Origin of the sequence: Psychrobacillus sp. FSL K6-1464 (assembly GCF_038003145.1) — a bacterium.
In the GTDB taxonomy this organism is placed as follows: Bacteria; Bacillota; Bacilli; order Bacillales_A; family Planococcaceae; genus Psychrobacillus; species Psychrobacillus psychrotolerans.
Genome location: NZ_JBBOOP010000001.1, coordinates 3,741,128 through 3,757,269 on the forward strand (window position 1 = coordinate 3,741,128; position 16,142 = coordinate 3,757,269).

15 protein-coding genes are annotated in these 16,142 nt (G+C 32.8%); 2 read left to right on the forward strand and 13 right to left on the reverse strand.

Features of this window, described 5'->3' with window-relative positions; translation table 11 throughout:
* Positions 1-201: 201 nt before the first annotated feature.
* The 3 genes from MKX39_RS19320 to MKX39_RS19330 are packed head-to-tail and all read right to left on the reverse strand — an operon-like array spanning position 202 to position 3,447.
* Positions 202-1,107: an ABC transporter ATP-binding protein gene (locus MKX39_RS19320; RefSeq protein WP_340771238.1), complete on the reverse strand. Its 906-nt coding sequence runs from the start codon at positions 1,105-1,107 to the stop codon at positions 202-204.
* A gap of 18 nt (positions 1,108-1,125) precedes the next feature.
* Complete coding sequence (locus tag MKX39_RS19325; RefSeq protein ID WP_340771240.1) at positions 1,126-2,316, reverse strand: ABC transporter permease; 1,191 nt, start codon at positions 2,314-2,316, stop codon at positions 1,126-1,128.
* Positions 2,317-2,328: 12 nt separating this feature from the next.
* Positions 2,329-3,447: a hypothetical protein gene (locus tag MKX39_RS19330; RefSeq protein ID WP_340771242.1), complete on the reverse strand. Its 1,119-nt coding sequence runs from the start codon at positions 3,445-3,447 to the stop codon at positions 2,329-2,331.
* Between the two features lie 231 nt (positions 3,448-3,678).
* Here MKX39_RS19330 and MKX39_RS19335 point away from each other — a divergent pair, with 231 nt between their 5' ends.
* Together MKX39_RS19335 and MKX39_RS19340 are read left to right on the forward strand one after the other, a co-directional pair.
* Positions 3,679-4,578 (forward strand): EamA family transporter, encoded by a 900-nt coding sequence (locus MKX39_RS19335; protein WP_340771244.1) that lies wholly within the window; start codon positions 3,679-3,681, stop codon positions 4,576-4,578.
* 371 nt (positions 4,579-4,949) lie between these two features.
* A complete protein-coding gene (locus MKX39_RS19340) occupies positions 4,950-5,495 on the forward strand; it encodes a glutathione peroxidase (protein WP_340764262.1) in 546 nt (181 codons plus the stop codon).
* Positions 5,496-5,755: 260 nt separating this feature from the next.
* Here the strand turns inward: MKX39_RS19340 and MKX39_RS19345 are convergent, their stop codons facing one another.
* The 10 genes from MKX39_RS19345 to yycF form a co-directional block, all read right to left on the reverse strand.
* Entirely contained in the window at positions 5,756-6,934 is a 1,179-nt protein-coding gene (locus MKX39_RS19345) for a DUF262 domain-containing protein (RefSeq protein ID WP_340771245.1), read from the reverse strand.
* Positions 6,931-8,160 carry an FRG domain-containing protein gene (locus tag MKX39_RS19350; protein ID WP_340771249.1) on the reverse strand — a complete coding sequence of 410 codons (1,230 nt, stop codon included), beginning with the start codon at positions 8,158-8,160 and terminating at the stop codon, positions 6,931-6,933. Before MKX39_RS19350 ends, MKX39_RS19345 begins: the two co-directional genes overlap by 4 nt.
* Positions 8,161-8,239: 79 nt before the next feature.
* Positions 8,240-8,719 (reverse strand): 23S rRNA (pseudouridine(1915)-N(3))-methyltransferase RlmH, encoded by a 480-nt coding sequence (gene rlmH / locus MKX39_RS19355; protein ID WP_093537986.1) that lies wholly within the window; start codon positions 8,717-8,719, stop codon positions 8,240-8,242.
* Positions 8,720-8,806: 87 nt separating this feature from the next.
* Complete coding sequence (locus tag MKX39_RS19360; RefSeq protein WP_340764266.1) at positions 8,807-8,974, reverse strand: CxxH/CxxC protein; 168 nt, start codon at positions 8,972-8,974, stop codon at positions 8,807-8,809.
* Between the two features lie 166 nt (positions 8,975-9,140).
* On the reverse strand, positions 9,141-10,373 hold the full coding sequence (locus MKX39_RS19365) for a S1C family serine protease (protein ID WP_419957692.1): 1,233 nt from the start codon (positions 10,371-10,373) through the stop codon (positions 9,141-9,143).
* A gap of 135 nt (positions 10,374-10,508) precedes the next feature.
* Positions 10,509-11,297, reverse strand: coding sequence for an MBL fold metallo-hydrolase (locus MKX39_RS19370; RefSeq protein WP_093537989.1), 789 nt, complete (start codon positions 11,295-11,297; stop codon positions 10,509-10,511).
* Between the two features lie 12 nt (positions 11,298-11,309).
* Positions 11,310-12,113 (reverse strand): two-component system regulatory protein YycI, encoded by an 804-nt coding sequence (locus MKX39_RS19375; protein WP_340764268.1) that lies wholly within the window; start codon positions 12,111-12,113, stop codon positions 11,310-11,312.
* Positions 12,100-13,428, reverse strand: coding sequence for a YycH family regulatory protein (locus MKX39_RS19380; RefSeq protein WP_340771253.1), 1,329 nt, complete (start codon positions 13,426-13,428; stop codon positions 12,100-12,102). Before MKX39_RS19380 ends, MKX39_RS19375 begins: the two co-directional genes overlap by 14 nt.
* Positions 13,419-15,242 (reverse strand): cell wall metabolism sensor histidine kinase WalK, encoded by a 1,824-nt coding sequence (gene walK / locus MKX39_RS19385; protein WP_340771255.1) that lies wholly within the window; start codon positions 15,240-15,242, stop codon positions 13,419-13,421. The genes MKX39_RS19380 and walK overlap by 10 nt, the downstream gene beginning before the upstream one ends.
* Before the next feature lie 5 nt (positions 15,243-15,247).
* Positions 15,248-15,952 (reverse strand): response regulator YycF, encoded by a 705-nt coding sequence (gene yycF, locus MKX39_RS19390; RefSeq protein WP_093537993.1) that lies wholly within the window; start codon positions 15,950-15,952, stop codon positions 15,248-15,250.
* Between the last annotated feature and the right edge of the window lie 190 nt (positions 15,953-16,142).

Below are 16,142 nucleotides of genomic sequence, written 5' to 3' on the forward strand. Positions count from 1 at the left end.
CCCCTTTCTTTTAGTTGAAGGGTGATTACAATGTGGTTTATTATAACGCATTATGGGTGTACTGTCATTAAGCTAATACTATGGGACTAATCGTAGTAAAATATTCCACAATTTTGTCCATAGCATAATAAGCGCAAATCAAACAGAGCAAATCGCAAGGTCCCATTGGGAATCGCAAGTCTGCTCTGTTTCAAGAAGTAATTAGCTTTGCTGGTACTCCAACGAATATAAATCATTCAATGTCAACTTACCAAAGCTAAAATCAGTTAGTCTTTGTGCTATTAAATACTGGGTAATGGCACCTAAAGTTATTGTGTCTTGCTCCTTTACATCAATAAGCGTTTTACCGTTTGGTAATGTCTGCACTGCTAGTTCTGGAAACTGCTCTTTAAAAACTATAAGGAGCTCCTGCGAGAAATTTGATACACGAACCGTTGTTACCTTGTTGTCACTAAAACCAGGTGACACATCGTCTACTAACTTTAGTTCACCATTTTTCATAAAGAATATACGATCTGCGTATTGCTCTAGATTCTCCAATAAATGAGAGGCAATAATAATTGTTTTACCTTCTGCTTTTTTTTGTAAAAGTATTTGAGATATTAGCTCTACGTGCGTTGGATCCAATCCGTTCATCACTTCATCCATCAGCATCACTTGTGTATTGGAAACAATTTGCATAGCAAAGCATAGACGCTGACGCATTCCTAAAGAATAAGTGCCTGTTTTTTTCTTTACATAAGATTCCATACCAAGTTTTACAATTGTGTCATCTATTAATTTCGGATCGCTATTCCACATTTCCTGATAGATTTTCAGATGATTCTTACCAGAAACATGATTATATAAATCACTTTGGTCCGGCATCATAGATACATCCTGATGTATCTTCACCTCATTTGCTTTACTTGAATATTGTAGTTCATGATTTAAAATCACCTTTCCTTGATTGGGAGCTAAATAATTCATGATCACATTCATCAATGTCGATTTCCCTGTGCCATTTGGTGCTACTAAACCAATGATTTCCCCTGGTTGAAATTTAATCGATATATCCTTTAATACCTGTTTGTCTCCAAACTGTACACCTATTTTTTTTAGTTCCAACAAGTCTATCACCCTTTCCTAGGCTATTAACTTAAACCTTTTAAATTTACTCACAATCAGCGTCAATATCATCAAAAAGAGTGTACAACCTCCTACTATTGTTAACCCGTATTGATAGGTTAAATCAGGCGACTCATAAACAAAGTTTCTATATCCTGAAATGACTTGTCCTACTTGTACATATGATGTTGGATAACGTTCAATATCTGAATATGCCCCCATTACTCGTTCAAAATATATCCACTCCGCAGCAATTAGGAGAAAGCTGACAAATAAATTAGCAAACTCCGCTTTCACAATTATACTTAGGAACAAACTGATCACTATAAAGAATAAGAACCAAATAGCCATAAACAAGACATTTTTTAATATAAATGTAATCATTGGCATATTAGTAAAGGTTTCTTCTATGTAAGAATAGATAGGCACCGGCAGTGAAAAATCACCAAATCCATTTTGTAATCCAATAACTATAAAACCTACACATAAAGGAATAAATGTTAGAACACTTCCTATAAAAGCAACTATTCCTTTCATCAATAGCTTTTTCCAATCAGCTATGGGAAATCCTTTTAATAAACTAGGGTTACGACGATCTTTCAACACAATATCTACAGATAAAAAGATACAGCTTATAAATAATACGATTGGCAAATAATCATTTAGCATCCGTTGTAACGTTTGCAGAGCAGTTCTTTCTTCAAACAACTGCATAGACAGCTCCGAGCTTCCCTCTACGTAACCAGTAAACCTGCTAGCTGTATAACCATAACCATAATGTCCATCAGCATGAGCATAATTATTACCATAGGTGTAATAGAGAGGGTTGTAGAAGAAGTCACCATTGTTGACAATTAGTTGGTCTGAATACAGATACCATCCCGCTGTTGCTTCTGCATATTTTAAGTAATCCTTATCACCAATTGCATCAATTCTTGCCTTATCATATTCATTCCACCCCGGGAATATGGCCAGTGCAAATGCAACGGAAGGATGTATATTGTCTTTCCCTTCGACACTTTTGATAAAATCATCTCTCGTCGTGTAACGTGCTTCCATCTCTGCTACATCGACTTTTTCAATAGGTTCGTATGAAGGTGCAATTTTTAATACAAAGTATATAGCTAAAAATAGTAAAATCACGTATACAGCTATGTTTTTCTTATTCGTAAAAAATTGACTCAACTCCCATTTAAAATAGGCCCACATTTTATCCACCTCCTATATTTTCTGTAGCTTACCTGTCGATAAAACCCATTTTATAATAGCCATTAGCAATCCAATGCTAATACACAAATAAAGCAATCCTGCATTGCTATTTAAGGCGACTGGCGTAGCTAAATTCAAAGACTCTCCATTTAAGACACTCGGAAAGTTAACATAGTTAAATGGATTAAACGGTATCAGCTCGATTAGCCCCGGGAACAAAATGGGTAAAACAACAAGCATAACTTGTACAAAAATAGTTAAATAAACATTTTTTAATAGTACATTTAAAATTACAGACAACAAAATCGCAAAAATCGCCAGAACAATCATATAAATAATCGAAACTGCTATGTATTTATAAATAGGATAAATCATTACGTCCCCATTAAAAACGGCTACAGGATAGGATGCCTGTCCTAATCCTTTAAAATAGATTAGAGGTAAACTACATATGATGAGCTCAATTATGAAAATAACTACTATACTCATCAAAGTCATACATTTCGCTAACACATAATTACTAAAAGCAATAGGATAACCTTTTATAATAGAAATATGGCGGAAATCTTCTATCATAATATTAGACGAGTAAATACAAATTAGAACAAACCATACTGAGCCTACTACACTAAATAAAAATGCTAAAAATGGATAGAAACTTAGGGAGCCAAAAGACACTTCTAAACTATGTTTTTTTATATATTTATAATAGGAAGAGTCCATTTCATTCTCTATCTTTGAGGGCAAATTTCCAGCTACCAGATTATAATTGTCCATTTCAAATGCTTGTTTTCGTAATTCTGTAAGCTCTATTGCGGTATCTATAAATAATTCTGGTTGTTCTGTTTTTAAGGCCATCCCTTGTTTCGGGTATGTATAATATTGTTTAACGATATTTTTGTATATATCACTACCATCTCCGTACTCACTGGCATCTACAATTTGAAATTTATTCATAGCTACCTTAACTGGTAATGATTCACTTGATTTTTCTTTAATAGGATTACCTAACTCTGTTGAATTCGCATAAACAACCATCCCAATAATACAAAGCGCCACAATCAGACAAGCAAAAATATTTTTCTTATTTGTTTTTTCTATAATAAATAGCGTTTTTAACATACTTCTCACATAATCCACCCCTTTTAACAAAAACAAACAAATAATTTGAATATTAAGTTAATTTTTATTACATATCTCCTATATTAACCATTCTCTATGTACTAGGAAAATACCTTTTTCAGAAAAAATAATCTGTAAAATGACTGTAAGTTTTCTATAATTTGTTCCTCATTTTAGGTATTTATAGAAAATCTCTTTTTTCATGATATGATGATGTATTGGCGCGAAGGAGGTCATATCGTGAAATTAAATAAAGGTGTTATTTATATATTATTAGGTGCATCCTTTTTCGGCTTTACACCTATATTTGCTAAACTTGGATTTAGCTTTGGCTACTCGCTTGGGCAAATCAATATTGTACAAATGGTCATTTCCTTCTTTTTATTATGGTCCCTAACTCTATTCAAACGCGCCAGCTTCAAAGGCCTGAATAAGAAGAATATTGTTCAAATAATGATTACCGGTTGCTTAATCGGTTTAACTAGTATTTTTTATTATGGTTCGATGGAATATTTGCCGGCGTCACTGGCTATTATTTTAATGTTCCAGTTTGTTTGGATAGGCATTATTTTAGAATGGATTTTCAGCAAAATAAAACCTGCACCTATAACTATATTGTCCATCATACTAATCTTAATAGGGGTCTTTTTTGCTTCCAATTTTGTAAATGGCGATATAGGTGGTCTACCATATAAAGGGTTAATCTTTGGAATCCTATCAGCATTCACTTATGCAGGGTTTATATTTTGCAGTGGTAAAGTTGCTGTAAATGTGGACCCATGGACGCGAAGCTCTTTAATGGTGACTGGTTCAACCATTTTAGTATTCATTGTATTCATGCATGACATTCCTACGGTACTGCCATTGGAGAGTGACTTGTTGTCGATTGCTGTTGGTGTTTCGTTATTCGGAGCAGTGCTACCACCATTATTTTTCGCCGCTGGTGCTCCGTTAGTTTCAGGTGGAGTCGCCAATATATTAACGTCTATTGAATTGCCTATTGCCATTCTCTCAGCGAGTCTTATTTTATCAGAAGTAGTAACGCCTTTACAGTGGGTAGGCATCGCTATCATAATAGTAGCTATCGCATTTAATGAACTTGGTACTAAACTGTTCCAAAGAATTAAAGAATATCCTTAATGCTAAGAAGAGTATTTACCCAAATATGTTGATGTCTTCTCCTTACTAGTAAAAAAACCAGTCTGATTTTATTTAGTCAGACTGGTTTTTTATTCACCTTTTTCTATTAGTGTAGTCTTCGCTTTTATCTTTTAGCTTATTATCTAGTCAGTCTATTTTAAAAGAATAAAGACTGTAAGCACAGACTCAAATTTTAAGAGTTTGTCTATTTTCTACAGGCTGAAACACCCATAATTGATTCAAGACCAAATTAAAGTCTTCTCTTTTAAAAGTTCTCCTCAATTTTGTCTTTTTTTAACCTTTTAAACAAACTTTTGGACTATTAATGAGTATTCTTATATACTAATATCCTATAAAGGGGGTTAATAAAAATGAGTATTTATAATTATAAAGTGAAGAAGCCTAACGGGGATATTCTTTCTATGGAAACTTACAAAGATAAAGTGATGCTAATTTGCAACACTGCTAGTCAATGTGAATTCACCTATCAGTACGAAGATTTACAGAAGTTATATGAAAGACAGTTAAAGGATGGTTTTACAGTACTTTCTTTTCCTTGTGATCAATTTGGCAATCAAAATCCCGAGGATGGCGTGCAAACTGCCGCACAATGTAAGCTACAATTTGGTGTAAGCTATCCAGTTTTTGATAAAATCAATGTCAACGGCGACAACACGCACCCTTTATTTAATTATTTAAAGCATGAAATTGATGCACCGGAAATCGAAAAAAATACGTTTCAACAAAAAATGTTATTTGAAAATATCGAAAAGTATTATCCAGAATTTTTAATTGGTAATAATATTCGTTGGAACTTTACAAAGTTCTTAGTAGATCGTAAAGGAAAAGTTGTTGCTCGTTTTGAGCCAGATGCTTCTATGATTGATATCCAAGATGCTATTCAAGCATTACTTTAATCAAGCATTATATAAAAAGTCCTTTTACAAGGGGTACCCTTTGTAAAAGGACTTTTTAAAATTCAATACATATTGGGCTTTCTTTAACATAAATTGTAACAGAAATTTTACAGTGTCTTTTATATGAAAAGAGGACTGCTCTTAAAAGTCGTTTTTTCTGACTATTAAGGGCAATCCAATAATTCTTACAAAGTAAAAAAATTTAAGAAAATGAATCTATTTATGATGTAGTTTTCGTTAATATCCTATTAGATGTTACATTAAAGCTTGAACTTTAAGAATCTATAGTCCATATCTTGCATTTTATTTATTTCGAAAAGATATTTTTTAATTTCATTTAAATTGGTACTTGAACCTTTAAAATTCGGATTTCCTATTGGTGTTTTATTAATAAAATCCAATAATTCTTCGTAAAATCCTTCTTCTTCATAATTAACCTCAAAGTAATGCCATAAAGTTGCATAGACTATAGCTAATCCAATACTAAATTTATTTAATTTTGCTTCATCATCACCTTTTAAAATTCGAGGGGAAAATGGATATTCAAAGTAATTCGAGGTTTTAATTATAAAATCATTGAATAAATTAAATTCCTTAATTAATTCATCTAATTTTTCATCTTCACCATTTTTAAATAAATAAGATTTCTTTTGCAAGAAATTTTTAGAAATATCACTGGCATTTCTTATATCAATTAACCCATTTTCAATTATATTTAAGATGACACATATTTCTTGATGATTTCTTTGTTTGTTATTCCTAGAAGGGGTAACATTATAAATTCCACATAATTTATCTCTAACATAGTCTACAGCTATTTCATCACTGATTAAGTCGTTTATGAAATGGGTTATGTATTTATTAGTTTCAGAAAAATATGTTACCATTTCTATTTCTTGTGCTTCAAGTTTTTTTGTATTTGTATTATATCTTTTAAATAATTCAATTTCCTCTTCAGCAGTATTGAAATTTTCGAATTCTAAAATCGAAAGATTGCTTGTAAGTATTTTAATTTTTTCTGATAATTCCAAATCTGCAAATTTCTTATTATTAATATTTTTCTTTATTTCTAAATTCTTCAATTGATATTCATTGTTTAAAAATCTATAGATAGCGTTCAATCTATGTTGACCATCCATCACATGTCTAATTCTCAATTGATTTTTGTCATTTGCTACTAGAAAAACTTCTGGAATTGGGATCCCCATTAATAAAGATTCAATAATACTACTTTCTTCTTTTAGAGATGATTTGTATACCCTTTGATAATCTGGACTAATTAAAATACCGTTTATATAATCCATCAAATCATATTTATCAGTTTCTGTTAATTTTAAAAACTGTTCTCCTTTTTCTATAAATTTTACTATATCTTGAACTGAGATTTCTTTTCTTGTATATCTCAAAGATTGAAAAAACGTTTGAATTTGTTCTGTCATCTTCCTCTCCCTCCTTGCATAATTTCATAATTGAATCTAATAGATTTCACTAAATTATCTTTATCTGGATAAATACTTTCAAAAGTTATTCCCAGGGTAAATAACTCTTTAAGAATTTCTTCTTTACAGGATTTATTTATTATTGCTATTCCACATTTGTCTTTCAATTTTTCTATTAATTCTTTATTTTCATCAACATTGTCTTGATGAGATACTCTTAAAAAACAACCTTTTTGAAAATGGATACGCTCATTTATATTTGGTAATTTAATAAAATATGAACAAGAATTATAACTTGATAAATATTCTCTCTCTCCTTGTAAGTGTAAATTTATCAATTTTTCTTCTTTGTTTACAGATTGCTTATTAAAAGCAGCTGAATCTATAAAAAATACAATTGAATGATTATCTTTATAGTTATAGTCTTCAATTGCAAACAATAAGGAAATAATATGCGCTTCTGTAAAATCTAAATACTCTGTTGGTAAACCAAAATGCTGTCCTTCAGCTCTAAGTTCTTCATCTAATTTAATCGCGGAATCTTTAGAATAATAAGCAATTGTTTGTTTAAATGTCTGTTCATATCCCTTTGCATGAACATCCTGTCTTTTTTTATACAAACGGTATAATGAAGGTGATAAATTAAAACTAGAATCTTTCTGGCCTCTAGAAACTAATCCGTTATTTAAATTTATTTCTAGTTCACTTATAAATTGTGTATACTCACTTAATGAATTTATCAATCTTACATTTTCAGTATTCTCAATTGAATATTTTTTTCTAATCGTATCCTCTACAGTAGCTTCATTCCAAATATCATTTTTTTCCATTTCATCAATCTTTGTTTTTAATTCTTTAATTTCGATATTCATTTTTCCATCTTGAAATTCAAAACCAATATCTAATAAATCCCTTAATTTTAAGTTCCTATATGTATCTAATTCTAAAAGCTGATTTATATCTAATTGCTCTTCATCTGATTTACTTTCTATATAATCAATTCCTTCCAATAAATAGATTATATTATCAAAAAAGATGCGATTCTTATCTTTAGCTAAAATTTCATCATACTTATTATCCAAAATATCTTTTTTAAATTCTTTTTCTATTTGTAATAACTCGTCTCTATATTTTTGATATATATACAAGTAATGTTTTGGATCATTTTCTAATATTGTACTTTCCATTACTGTATCTTTAATAATTGAAAAACTCATTAAATCCATTTCTTCACCCCTATTTTAGTTATATATTGTAAATTATATCCTAAAAACAAAGGGAAAACTCTAAAAAATTTTTCCTCATTTACTTATGGTACGGTTCATTTTTCATAATTCTAAAAGCACGATAAATCTGCTCCACCAACACCAACTTCATCAATTGGTGAGGCAAGGTCATTTTACTAAAGGAAAGTTTTTCATCAGAGCGTTTCATGACATCTTCATGTAATCCTAAAGATCCTCCTATAACAAACGCAATTTTGCTTCTTCCATATGTCATGAGAGATTCTATATCGCCAGCCAATTGCTCCGAAGTTTTCATCTTCCCTTCAATTGCAAGAGCAATAACATATGTATCTGCTCCTATTTTTGCTAGAATTCGGTCACCTTCTTTTTTCTTTACAATTTCCATATCAGCTTCACTTAGATTTTCAGGCGCTTTTTCATCAGCCACCTCTACTAAATCTATTTTGGCGTATGCCCCTAGTCTCTTCGTATATTCTTCAATTCCCATTTTTAAGTACTTTTCTTTTAATTTACCTACTGATACAATTTGTATATTCACAGGTTATCCACCTTTACATTTCGTTTACAAACAAGTTGTACACAGCACTTATGCACATATCCACAACAGTTATCTACATCTTGTGTTTCAATTTTCATTAGCCACAATATATAATGCAGAGTTTTCACAGTACGAACAAACTGTGGATAACTTTTCCTCTTCTTTTAATTCCTCTAACATAGGAAAAGTTTTTTGTTCTGCCACAAACATGTCTAAAGCGTGGTTTATATGGGTTTCACAACTGAATATTCTCACTTCCATCACTCCTTTTATTGTCCGAATACTTTTAATAGTTATACACAAATCACTCATTGTTATCCACAACCTATTTTACCAAAGAAAAAACGAGTAGGAAAGTCACACTTTTTTTTCCTACTCGTTGTGTACATCTTTTATTTACACTAATAAGTTATCCACATGTTTATAGTTCTGTTGTTTCCTTTAAAAGTAATGTTAACTCTACTAGTTTTCCCTGTCTATAGACTTTTACTTTTAGTTCTTCTCCTGTTTCTTTTTCGTTGTACAGATGTTTGCGGAGTTCAATAGTATTTTCTATTTTTTCACCATCCATTTCTACAATGACATCGTATGATTTCATCCCTGCTGCTGCCGCTGGAGTTCCTTCCACTACTTCATCAACTACAACACCAGTTGTAACTTCAGCTGGTAATTTTAATGTTTCCTTTTGGTGAACCGCCGGTACATTCGTTAAATCAATAAGTGTTATTCCCATAGAAGGGCGATTAACTTTTCCGTTTTGCTCTAAATCTTCTATAATTGGAATGGCTGTATTAACTGGTATTGCAAGACCTATACCTTCTACCGTGGATTCAGAAATCTTCATTGAATTTATTCCGATAAGCTGCCCTGCTAAGTTAATCAGAGCACCACCGCTGTTTCCAGGGTTAATCGCAGCATCCGTTTGTAAAACCTCTGACTGCCAATCCTCTAAACCATCGCCATTTAAATCTACTGGTATTGCACGGTCTTTACCAGATACCACTCCTGTTGTAACCGAGCCATAAAAATCAAGTCCTAGGGGATTACCTATAGCAATAACTGTTTCACCTTGTTTTAATATATCTGAGTCACCAAATTCTATAACTGCTTCTACACCAGTGTCATCTATTGCGAGTACTGCTAAGTCAGACCAAATATCTCCTCCTACAATACTTGCTTCTGCTTTAGATCCATCAGCTAATGTTACTTCTACTGATTTTGCATCTTCAATAACATGATAATTTGTAATAACATAAGCTTTACCATTTTCTTTCTTATAAATTACGCCGGAGCCTGTTCCCGCATCCTGAGTTGCTTCTGATTGGTTCCAGAAATTTGTTACGGACTGAATATTAGTTATCCCAACAACTGCACTTGAAGCTTTTTCTACAGCATCAGTGACATCTGTAGTAACATCTACTGAAAGCTGTTGTGTTTGTTGTGTTGTATCTTTTGACTTTGTTTCACTGTCTGATGGTAGGTTTGTTACTACAGAAGGTATTAAGAACCATACGAGTAAGGCACCAACAAGTACGCCTGCAAGTCCACTAAAGAAATAGCCAGCCATGCCTCGTTTTTTTCCATTCCTTTTCTTGGGTTCTATCGTTGGTTGTTCATTTGGCAATTGTGGTCCATAGGGATTATTTATATCCATCTTTCTCTTCCTCTCTATTTCTAATATGTCTGATACTAACAATGTACCCATTACACATTAAAATAAGATGAAAATTTCTTAAAAAATAAATAAAAGTTCCAAATACTACATCCATAGTATTCGGAACTTCAATTTTTATACAAATACTAGCTCTGTAGGTTTATTGGCATCTGTGTCATGTAGATGCACATACTCTCCTGCAATCACACCACAGGATTGAAGTGTTTGCGTAACACTCATACGAGCTAAGTCTTTCATATTATTATCTTTACTTAAATGTGATAAATAGATATTCGTATTCTTCACATCAATTACTTCACTCATAGCAACTGCAGCATCCTCATTAGAGACATGTCCAACATCACTTAATATTCTTCGTTTAACGGACCAAGGATAACGACCCATCTGCAACATGCTAACATCATGATTACTCTCAAAGACAAAGGAGTCTGCTCCTTTAATAAGCCCTTTCATACGATCGCTCACATATCCTGTATCCGTGATTAAAACAAGTTTTCGATCATTTTCATGAAAAATATAAAACATAGGGTCGGCTGCATCATGAGATACTGCAAAAGATTGTATATCAATAGAGCCAAACTGTTTTACAGTTTCCATATCAAATTGAAATCTTTGGTCTAATGGTACGTTACCGATTAGTGGATCCATAGCAGACCATGTTTTTTCATTTGCAAAAATAGGAATACCATACTTTCTAGCTAAGACCCCTAACCCTTTAATATGATCGCTATGCTCATGGGTGATAAAAATTCCAGAGAGTTTTTTAATATCCCGATCAATTTCTTGAAATAACTGATCCATCTTTTTCCCACTTAGTCCTACGTCTACTAAAAATGAATGTTCCTCATTTTCTACATAAACAGCATTACCACTACTACCACTTGCTAACACACTAAACTTCATCTTTAAAACTCCTTATTCTACTGCTGATTGTTCCGTCTCTTTTTGCATCTCAATTACTCTTCCTTCTACTGCATTTACAAAGTATTCTTCCATTGTGCCATCTATTAGTTCCACGAGAATATGCCAAGTTGGTGCAAAAACTTGTGTCTCTGTTACCTGTGCTAACGTCGAATATCCAAGTTCAATTTCTTTAATCATGGAGTCTGGTTTTAAAAGAATATTATCATACAGTATTTTTATCACCTGTAAATGTGGCAACAGTTTTTGTGACTCTTTATAATTTTCTAAGTCATCCAGTATAGTCTGTTCATAACCAATAAGCTCATTTTCATCATTCCAATGAACAACTAACTTCGCATTCGTATTATAGTACACCAGCCGTTTATTTACTTGCTGAAATAATATAGCTGTTTTGCTTTCTTCATCTATTTTCCATAGACCATAAGCTGAACCTCTTATCACTTGCTCTTGTACTATTTTTTCAATGGTATTTTCATCGGTTATTTTTATAGGTTCTTTAAAGGTGCTCACTAGTTTATCTGTATTAAGGTTTTCTATTTCTTGATTCTCTAATTCTTCTATTTCCTCTAGAGTAAATTTATGGACAGTTCCTGACACATACGAAGCCTCTTGTATGGCATGATCAGTCTCTAAAATTTTTATATTATCTATAGCAAGTTTCTCTGAGATAGGTGTATCATTTGGTTTGTCCATTTGTTGAGATTCATTATACCGACCTAAATATAAAGAAAGTAAGAATACGTTTAAAATAGAAAAGACAATTATAAAGATAGTTTTTGTTTTATTCCAATCCATATTTCATCCCTCCTAATAATTCAGGAGATATGGGAATCCAGCTTCCACTCTCTAAGTAGTACCAGGAAGGTTCTAAATTGAAGTGAGGTTGAGTTTCATCTCGAGATAAGTAATATCCTATTATGATATCGTCTATAGTGTCCGTATTAATATCAGTTGCATTAGATAAAAAGTCATAAACAGACTGTCCTGAAGCTAGCTCTACTTCCCGTGTTTTAAAAGGGACAGCAGCAGCAAGTGTATAAAGAGGATGATAATATTGATACACTCGCTCAACTCCCCACTTCTGAGAGATTTCAGTTAATATCTCTCTACCAAAAACCGGTAAGTCTGCAAAATACAACTGATAGTTAATTTGACTATTGTCGGTGTTCATTCGGTAATAACGATAGTCATCTGTCCATCCGTTATGCTCATTGACAAAGTTTAAGCTATTTTGAATGAGATCTACTGGAACCCCTGGATTATCGTTCTCCGAAGCAGGATGCACATAGTTTAAACTTCTAGTATTATAATTCACTTTCATTAATGCGCTATCATCGGTGAATTGCAGCTCGTTCGTACCAACTGAATTACTTCTCACTAAGCTTGGGTTATTGAACAGAGCATCTTTGAATTTTTCTGATTCAATCTCTTTAATAGAATAGGTATAACTCAAGATTTTTTCTGGTGACGATGAAACGTATAATGATAATTTATTGTCTGTAATTATTTCATTATATACTTGCATTTTTTCTGTGTACTTTAAAATACGATCCGTAAATCCTAATTTATTCACCTGTTTAGCAGTCGCTGTATACATCTTCTGTTGTGATGTACTTATAAAATACAAGTTCATGTGCTCCGGGGTTTCCTCATTCCAATCGATTATTAATCGATTAAAATAAGCATCTGGAAAAGCGGGATCTGCAAATTTTAAGGTCGTGCCTAAAACCTCTACAGGAACATCCGCCGCAAAAAACAAACTTGCACGATTAGGCTTTTTGATAAATTCATTTATTTGATCGGTATTTAGTTTATTACTAGCTAATTCGACCGTTTGAATTTCCCAATTTTTCATATTGTCGAGTATAAAATCAATAGGCTTACTGTTAAAAGACCCTTTTAACTCACCTTCTTGACTTATAATCATACGATAAGGTTTAATAACGTCTTCCATTTTCTTTTTTTGAGCAATGGATATATCTACAGTGGTTCCTTCGCTTGTTTGAATAACAGGAGAATATGTCCAGATAGCAAAAGTTAATGTAAAGCTAAGGAAAATAAGTAAGACCAGAACAACTGATTTTAATTGCTCAATATATTTCAATCCCACTCACCTTCCTCTTCAGTTAAAATATCTAGTGTGAAGAAAATAGTCGTTCCTTTCCCTTCATCGCTTTCTGCCCAAATTTTACCGCCATGGGCCTCAATCATTTCCCGGGCAATTGCTAAGCCTAGGCCTGTACCACCCATTGATCTTGCTCTCGCACGATCCACTCTGTAGAAACGATCAAAGACTCGATCTACATTTTCAGATGGAATCCCCATACCATCATCAGAAATCATAACTTTTAAGATAGAGTCTGAAACTACTACACCAAACCGTATGTTGCCCCCATCTGGAGAATACTTAATAGCATTTGAGATAATATTATCGATTACTTGTGTTAACTTATCTGTATCAATATCCACGTAATAAGCATTGTCAGAAAGTATTCGTACGAAGCTTACATGATCTGACTTAGAAAGTTCAAATCTATCGATAATTCTATTGAAAAACTGATTGAAGTTAACAATTTCTCTATTCAAATCATAATCTCTACTATCCATTTTAGATAATTGAAGTAGGTCATTTACTAGTCGAATCATTCTTTGTGTTTCTGTCTGAGTTACCTGTAAAAATGATGGTGCAATTTCTTCGTCTTGCCAAGCACCATCAGCCAAAGCTTCTAAATAACTACTCATTGTTGTAAGAGGTGTACGGAGTTCATGAGACACGTTTGCTACGAACTCTCTTCTTTCCATATCAACTTTTTCATTTTCTGTATTGTCATGTAATACTGCTATTAATCCGTTGACAAAACCAGTTTCTTTTTGAATGACCGAAAAGTTGGCACGTAAAATGAAAGGTCTTTCTTTTGAGCTTAAATCCAAATTAATTGCTTCTTTTAAATGGATTAAATCTTCAAATGAATAGACTGGATCTATTCCAAGTACTGAAATGATCGGACGATTTAAAACCATTTCTCTTGGTATACGTAATAATCTTAGAGCCGGATCGTTTATAAGGATAACCCTACCTTTACGATCTGTCGCTATTACCCCGTCAGTCATGTTGGTTAAAACAGATGCTAGCTTTCTACGCTCTGCTTCCGTTGTTGATTGAGCTTCCTGTAATCTATTTGTTAAATGGTTAAAGGCAATTGCCAGCTGTCCGATTTCATCATTACCATAAACTCGTACTTTTCTAGAAAAGTTCCCTTTTGCCATTGCTTGTGCTTGTCTTCTCATATCGGAGATAGGACGTGTAATAGTCTGGGCAATTAGTATCCCTAATATTACTGTAATAACTAATGCTACTGCGGTACCTCCAGCAAGTATTCGATTAATTTCATTCATCTGACCAAAAACATTTTCAATATTAGACTCTACATATAATGTTCCAATTACTTCACCCTTATAAATAATCGGTGTAGCTAAATTCCAAACTCTATTTGTTGTTTCTCTATCTACCGATATATTATTAAAGGTGGCTTCTGCCGTAATGGATTTTCGAACTAAATCATCCATTGATCGTTGGCCAACAATCGATTGGTTGTTTGAATCTGAGGTTGCTAAAATCTGATACCTAGCATCTATAACACGTACTTCTTTAATATCAATTGAATTGAGACCAGACAAAATAGAATATAAACTTTGTTCTTTTGTTTGGTCTTCTTCGCTTCGTACTTTGATCATTTCTTCCCGGGCACTATATTCTATTAAGCTAACACGATCGGATATAGAGTCTTGAAAGTTATCTCTCAGTGTTATTTCTAGTTCACGAACAAAATATAACCCTATAATTTGCATCGCAATAACAATAAGTAATACATAAATCAGCACAATCTTAACGTGAATCGATTTAAAGTAGCCAACTTTTTGCATTCCTTCTACTCCTGTTCAGGACTTCTTAAATAATATCCTACACCTCTTCTAGTTACGATATAGGTAGGATGACTTGGGCTATCTTCAATTTTCTCACGTAGACGTCGAATTGTTACATCCACTGTACGCACATCCCCAAAATAGTCATACCCCCAGACCGTTTGTAGTAAATGTTCGCGAGTCATCACTTGTCCTATATGTTTCGCCAAATAATGCAATAGCTCGAATTCTCGATGTGTAAGCTCGATTGTCTCTTCTCTTTTTAACACTTGATAAGCATCTGGCTGTATCGTTAGTGGACCAATAACAATGTCATTTGTCACTACTTCTGCATCTTCTTGAATAGTTTGGTGTCTGCGCATATTCGCTTTAACTCTAGCAATTAATTCTCTTGTACTAAATGGTTTTGTTACATAATCATCAGCACCAAGTTCTAAACCAAGTACTTTATCTATCTCTGAATCTTTTGCTGTTAGCATGATTATAGGGAAATCATATTTTTTTCGGATTTCTCTACAAACTTCCATTCCATCTTTGTTAGGAAGCATAATATCCAATAACATTAAGTCAGGTTGATCTTCCTCCACCTTTTTTAATGCCTCATCACCATTGTAGGCACAAACTACTTGATACCCTTCTTTTTTCAAGTTAAATTGCAGTATGTCTGCAATTGGTTTTTCATCATCTACAACTAATATTTTTTTACTCATTTTAAATTCCCCTTTTTCTATTATCTATATTTATTTTAAGTAAATTTTTTTAATAATAATCATATCTACTTTAACATTGTTTTAAACTTCCTGCATCCCTGACAGGTCATGGCCCCATAATTCGACTCACTTTGTCGAATTATTTCCCAGGAAATTTAATAAAGTGCAAATTCCGCCAGTGGGGATTTGC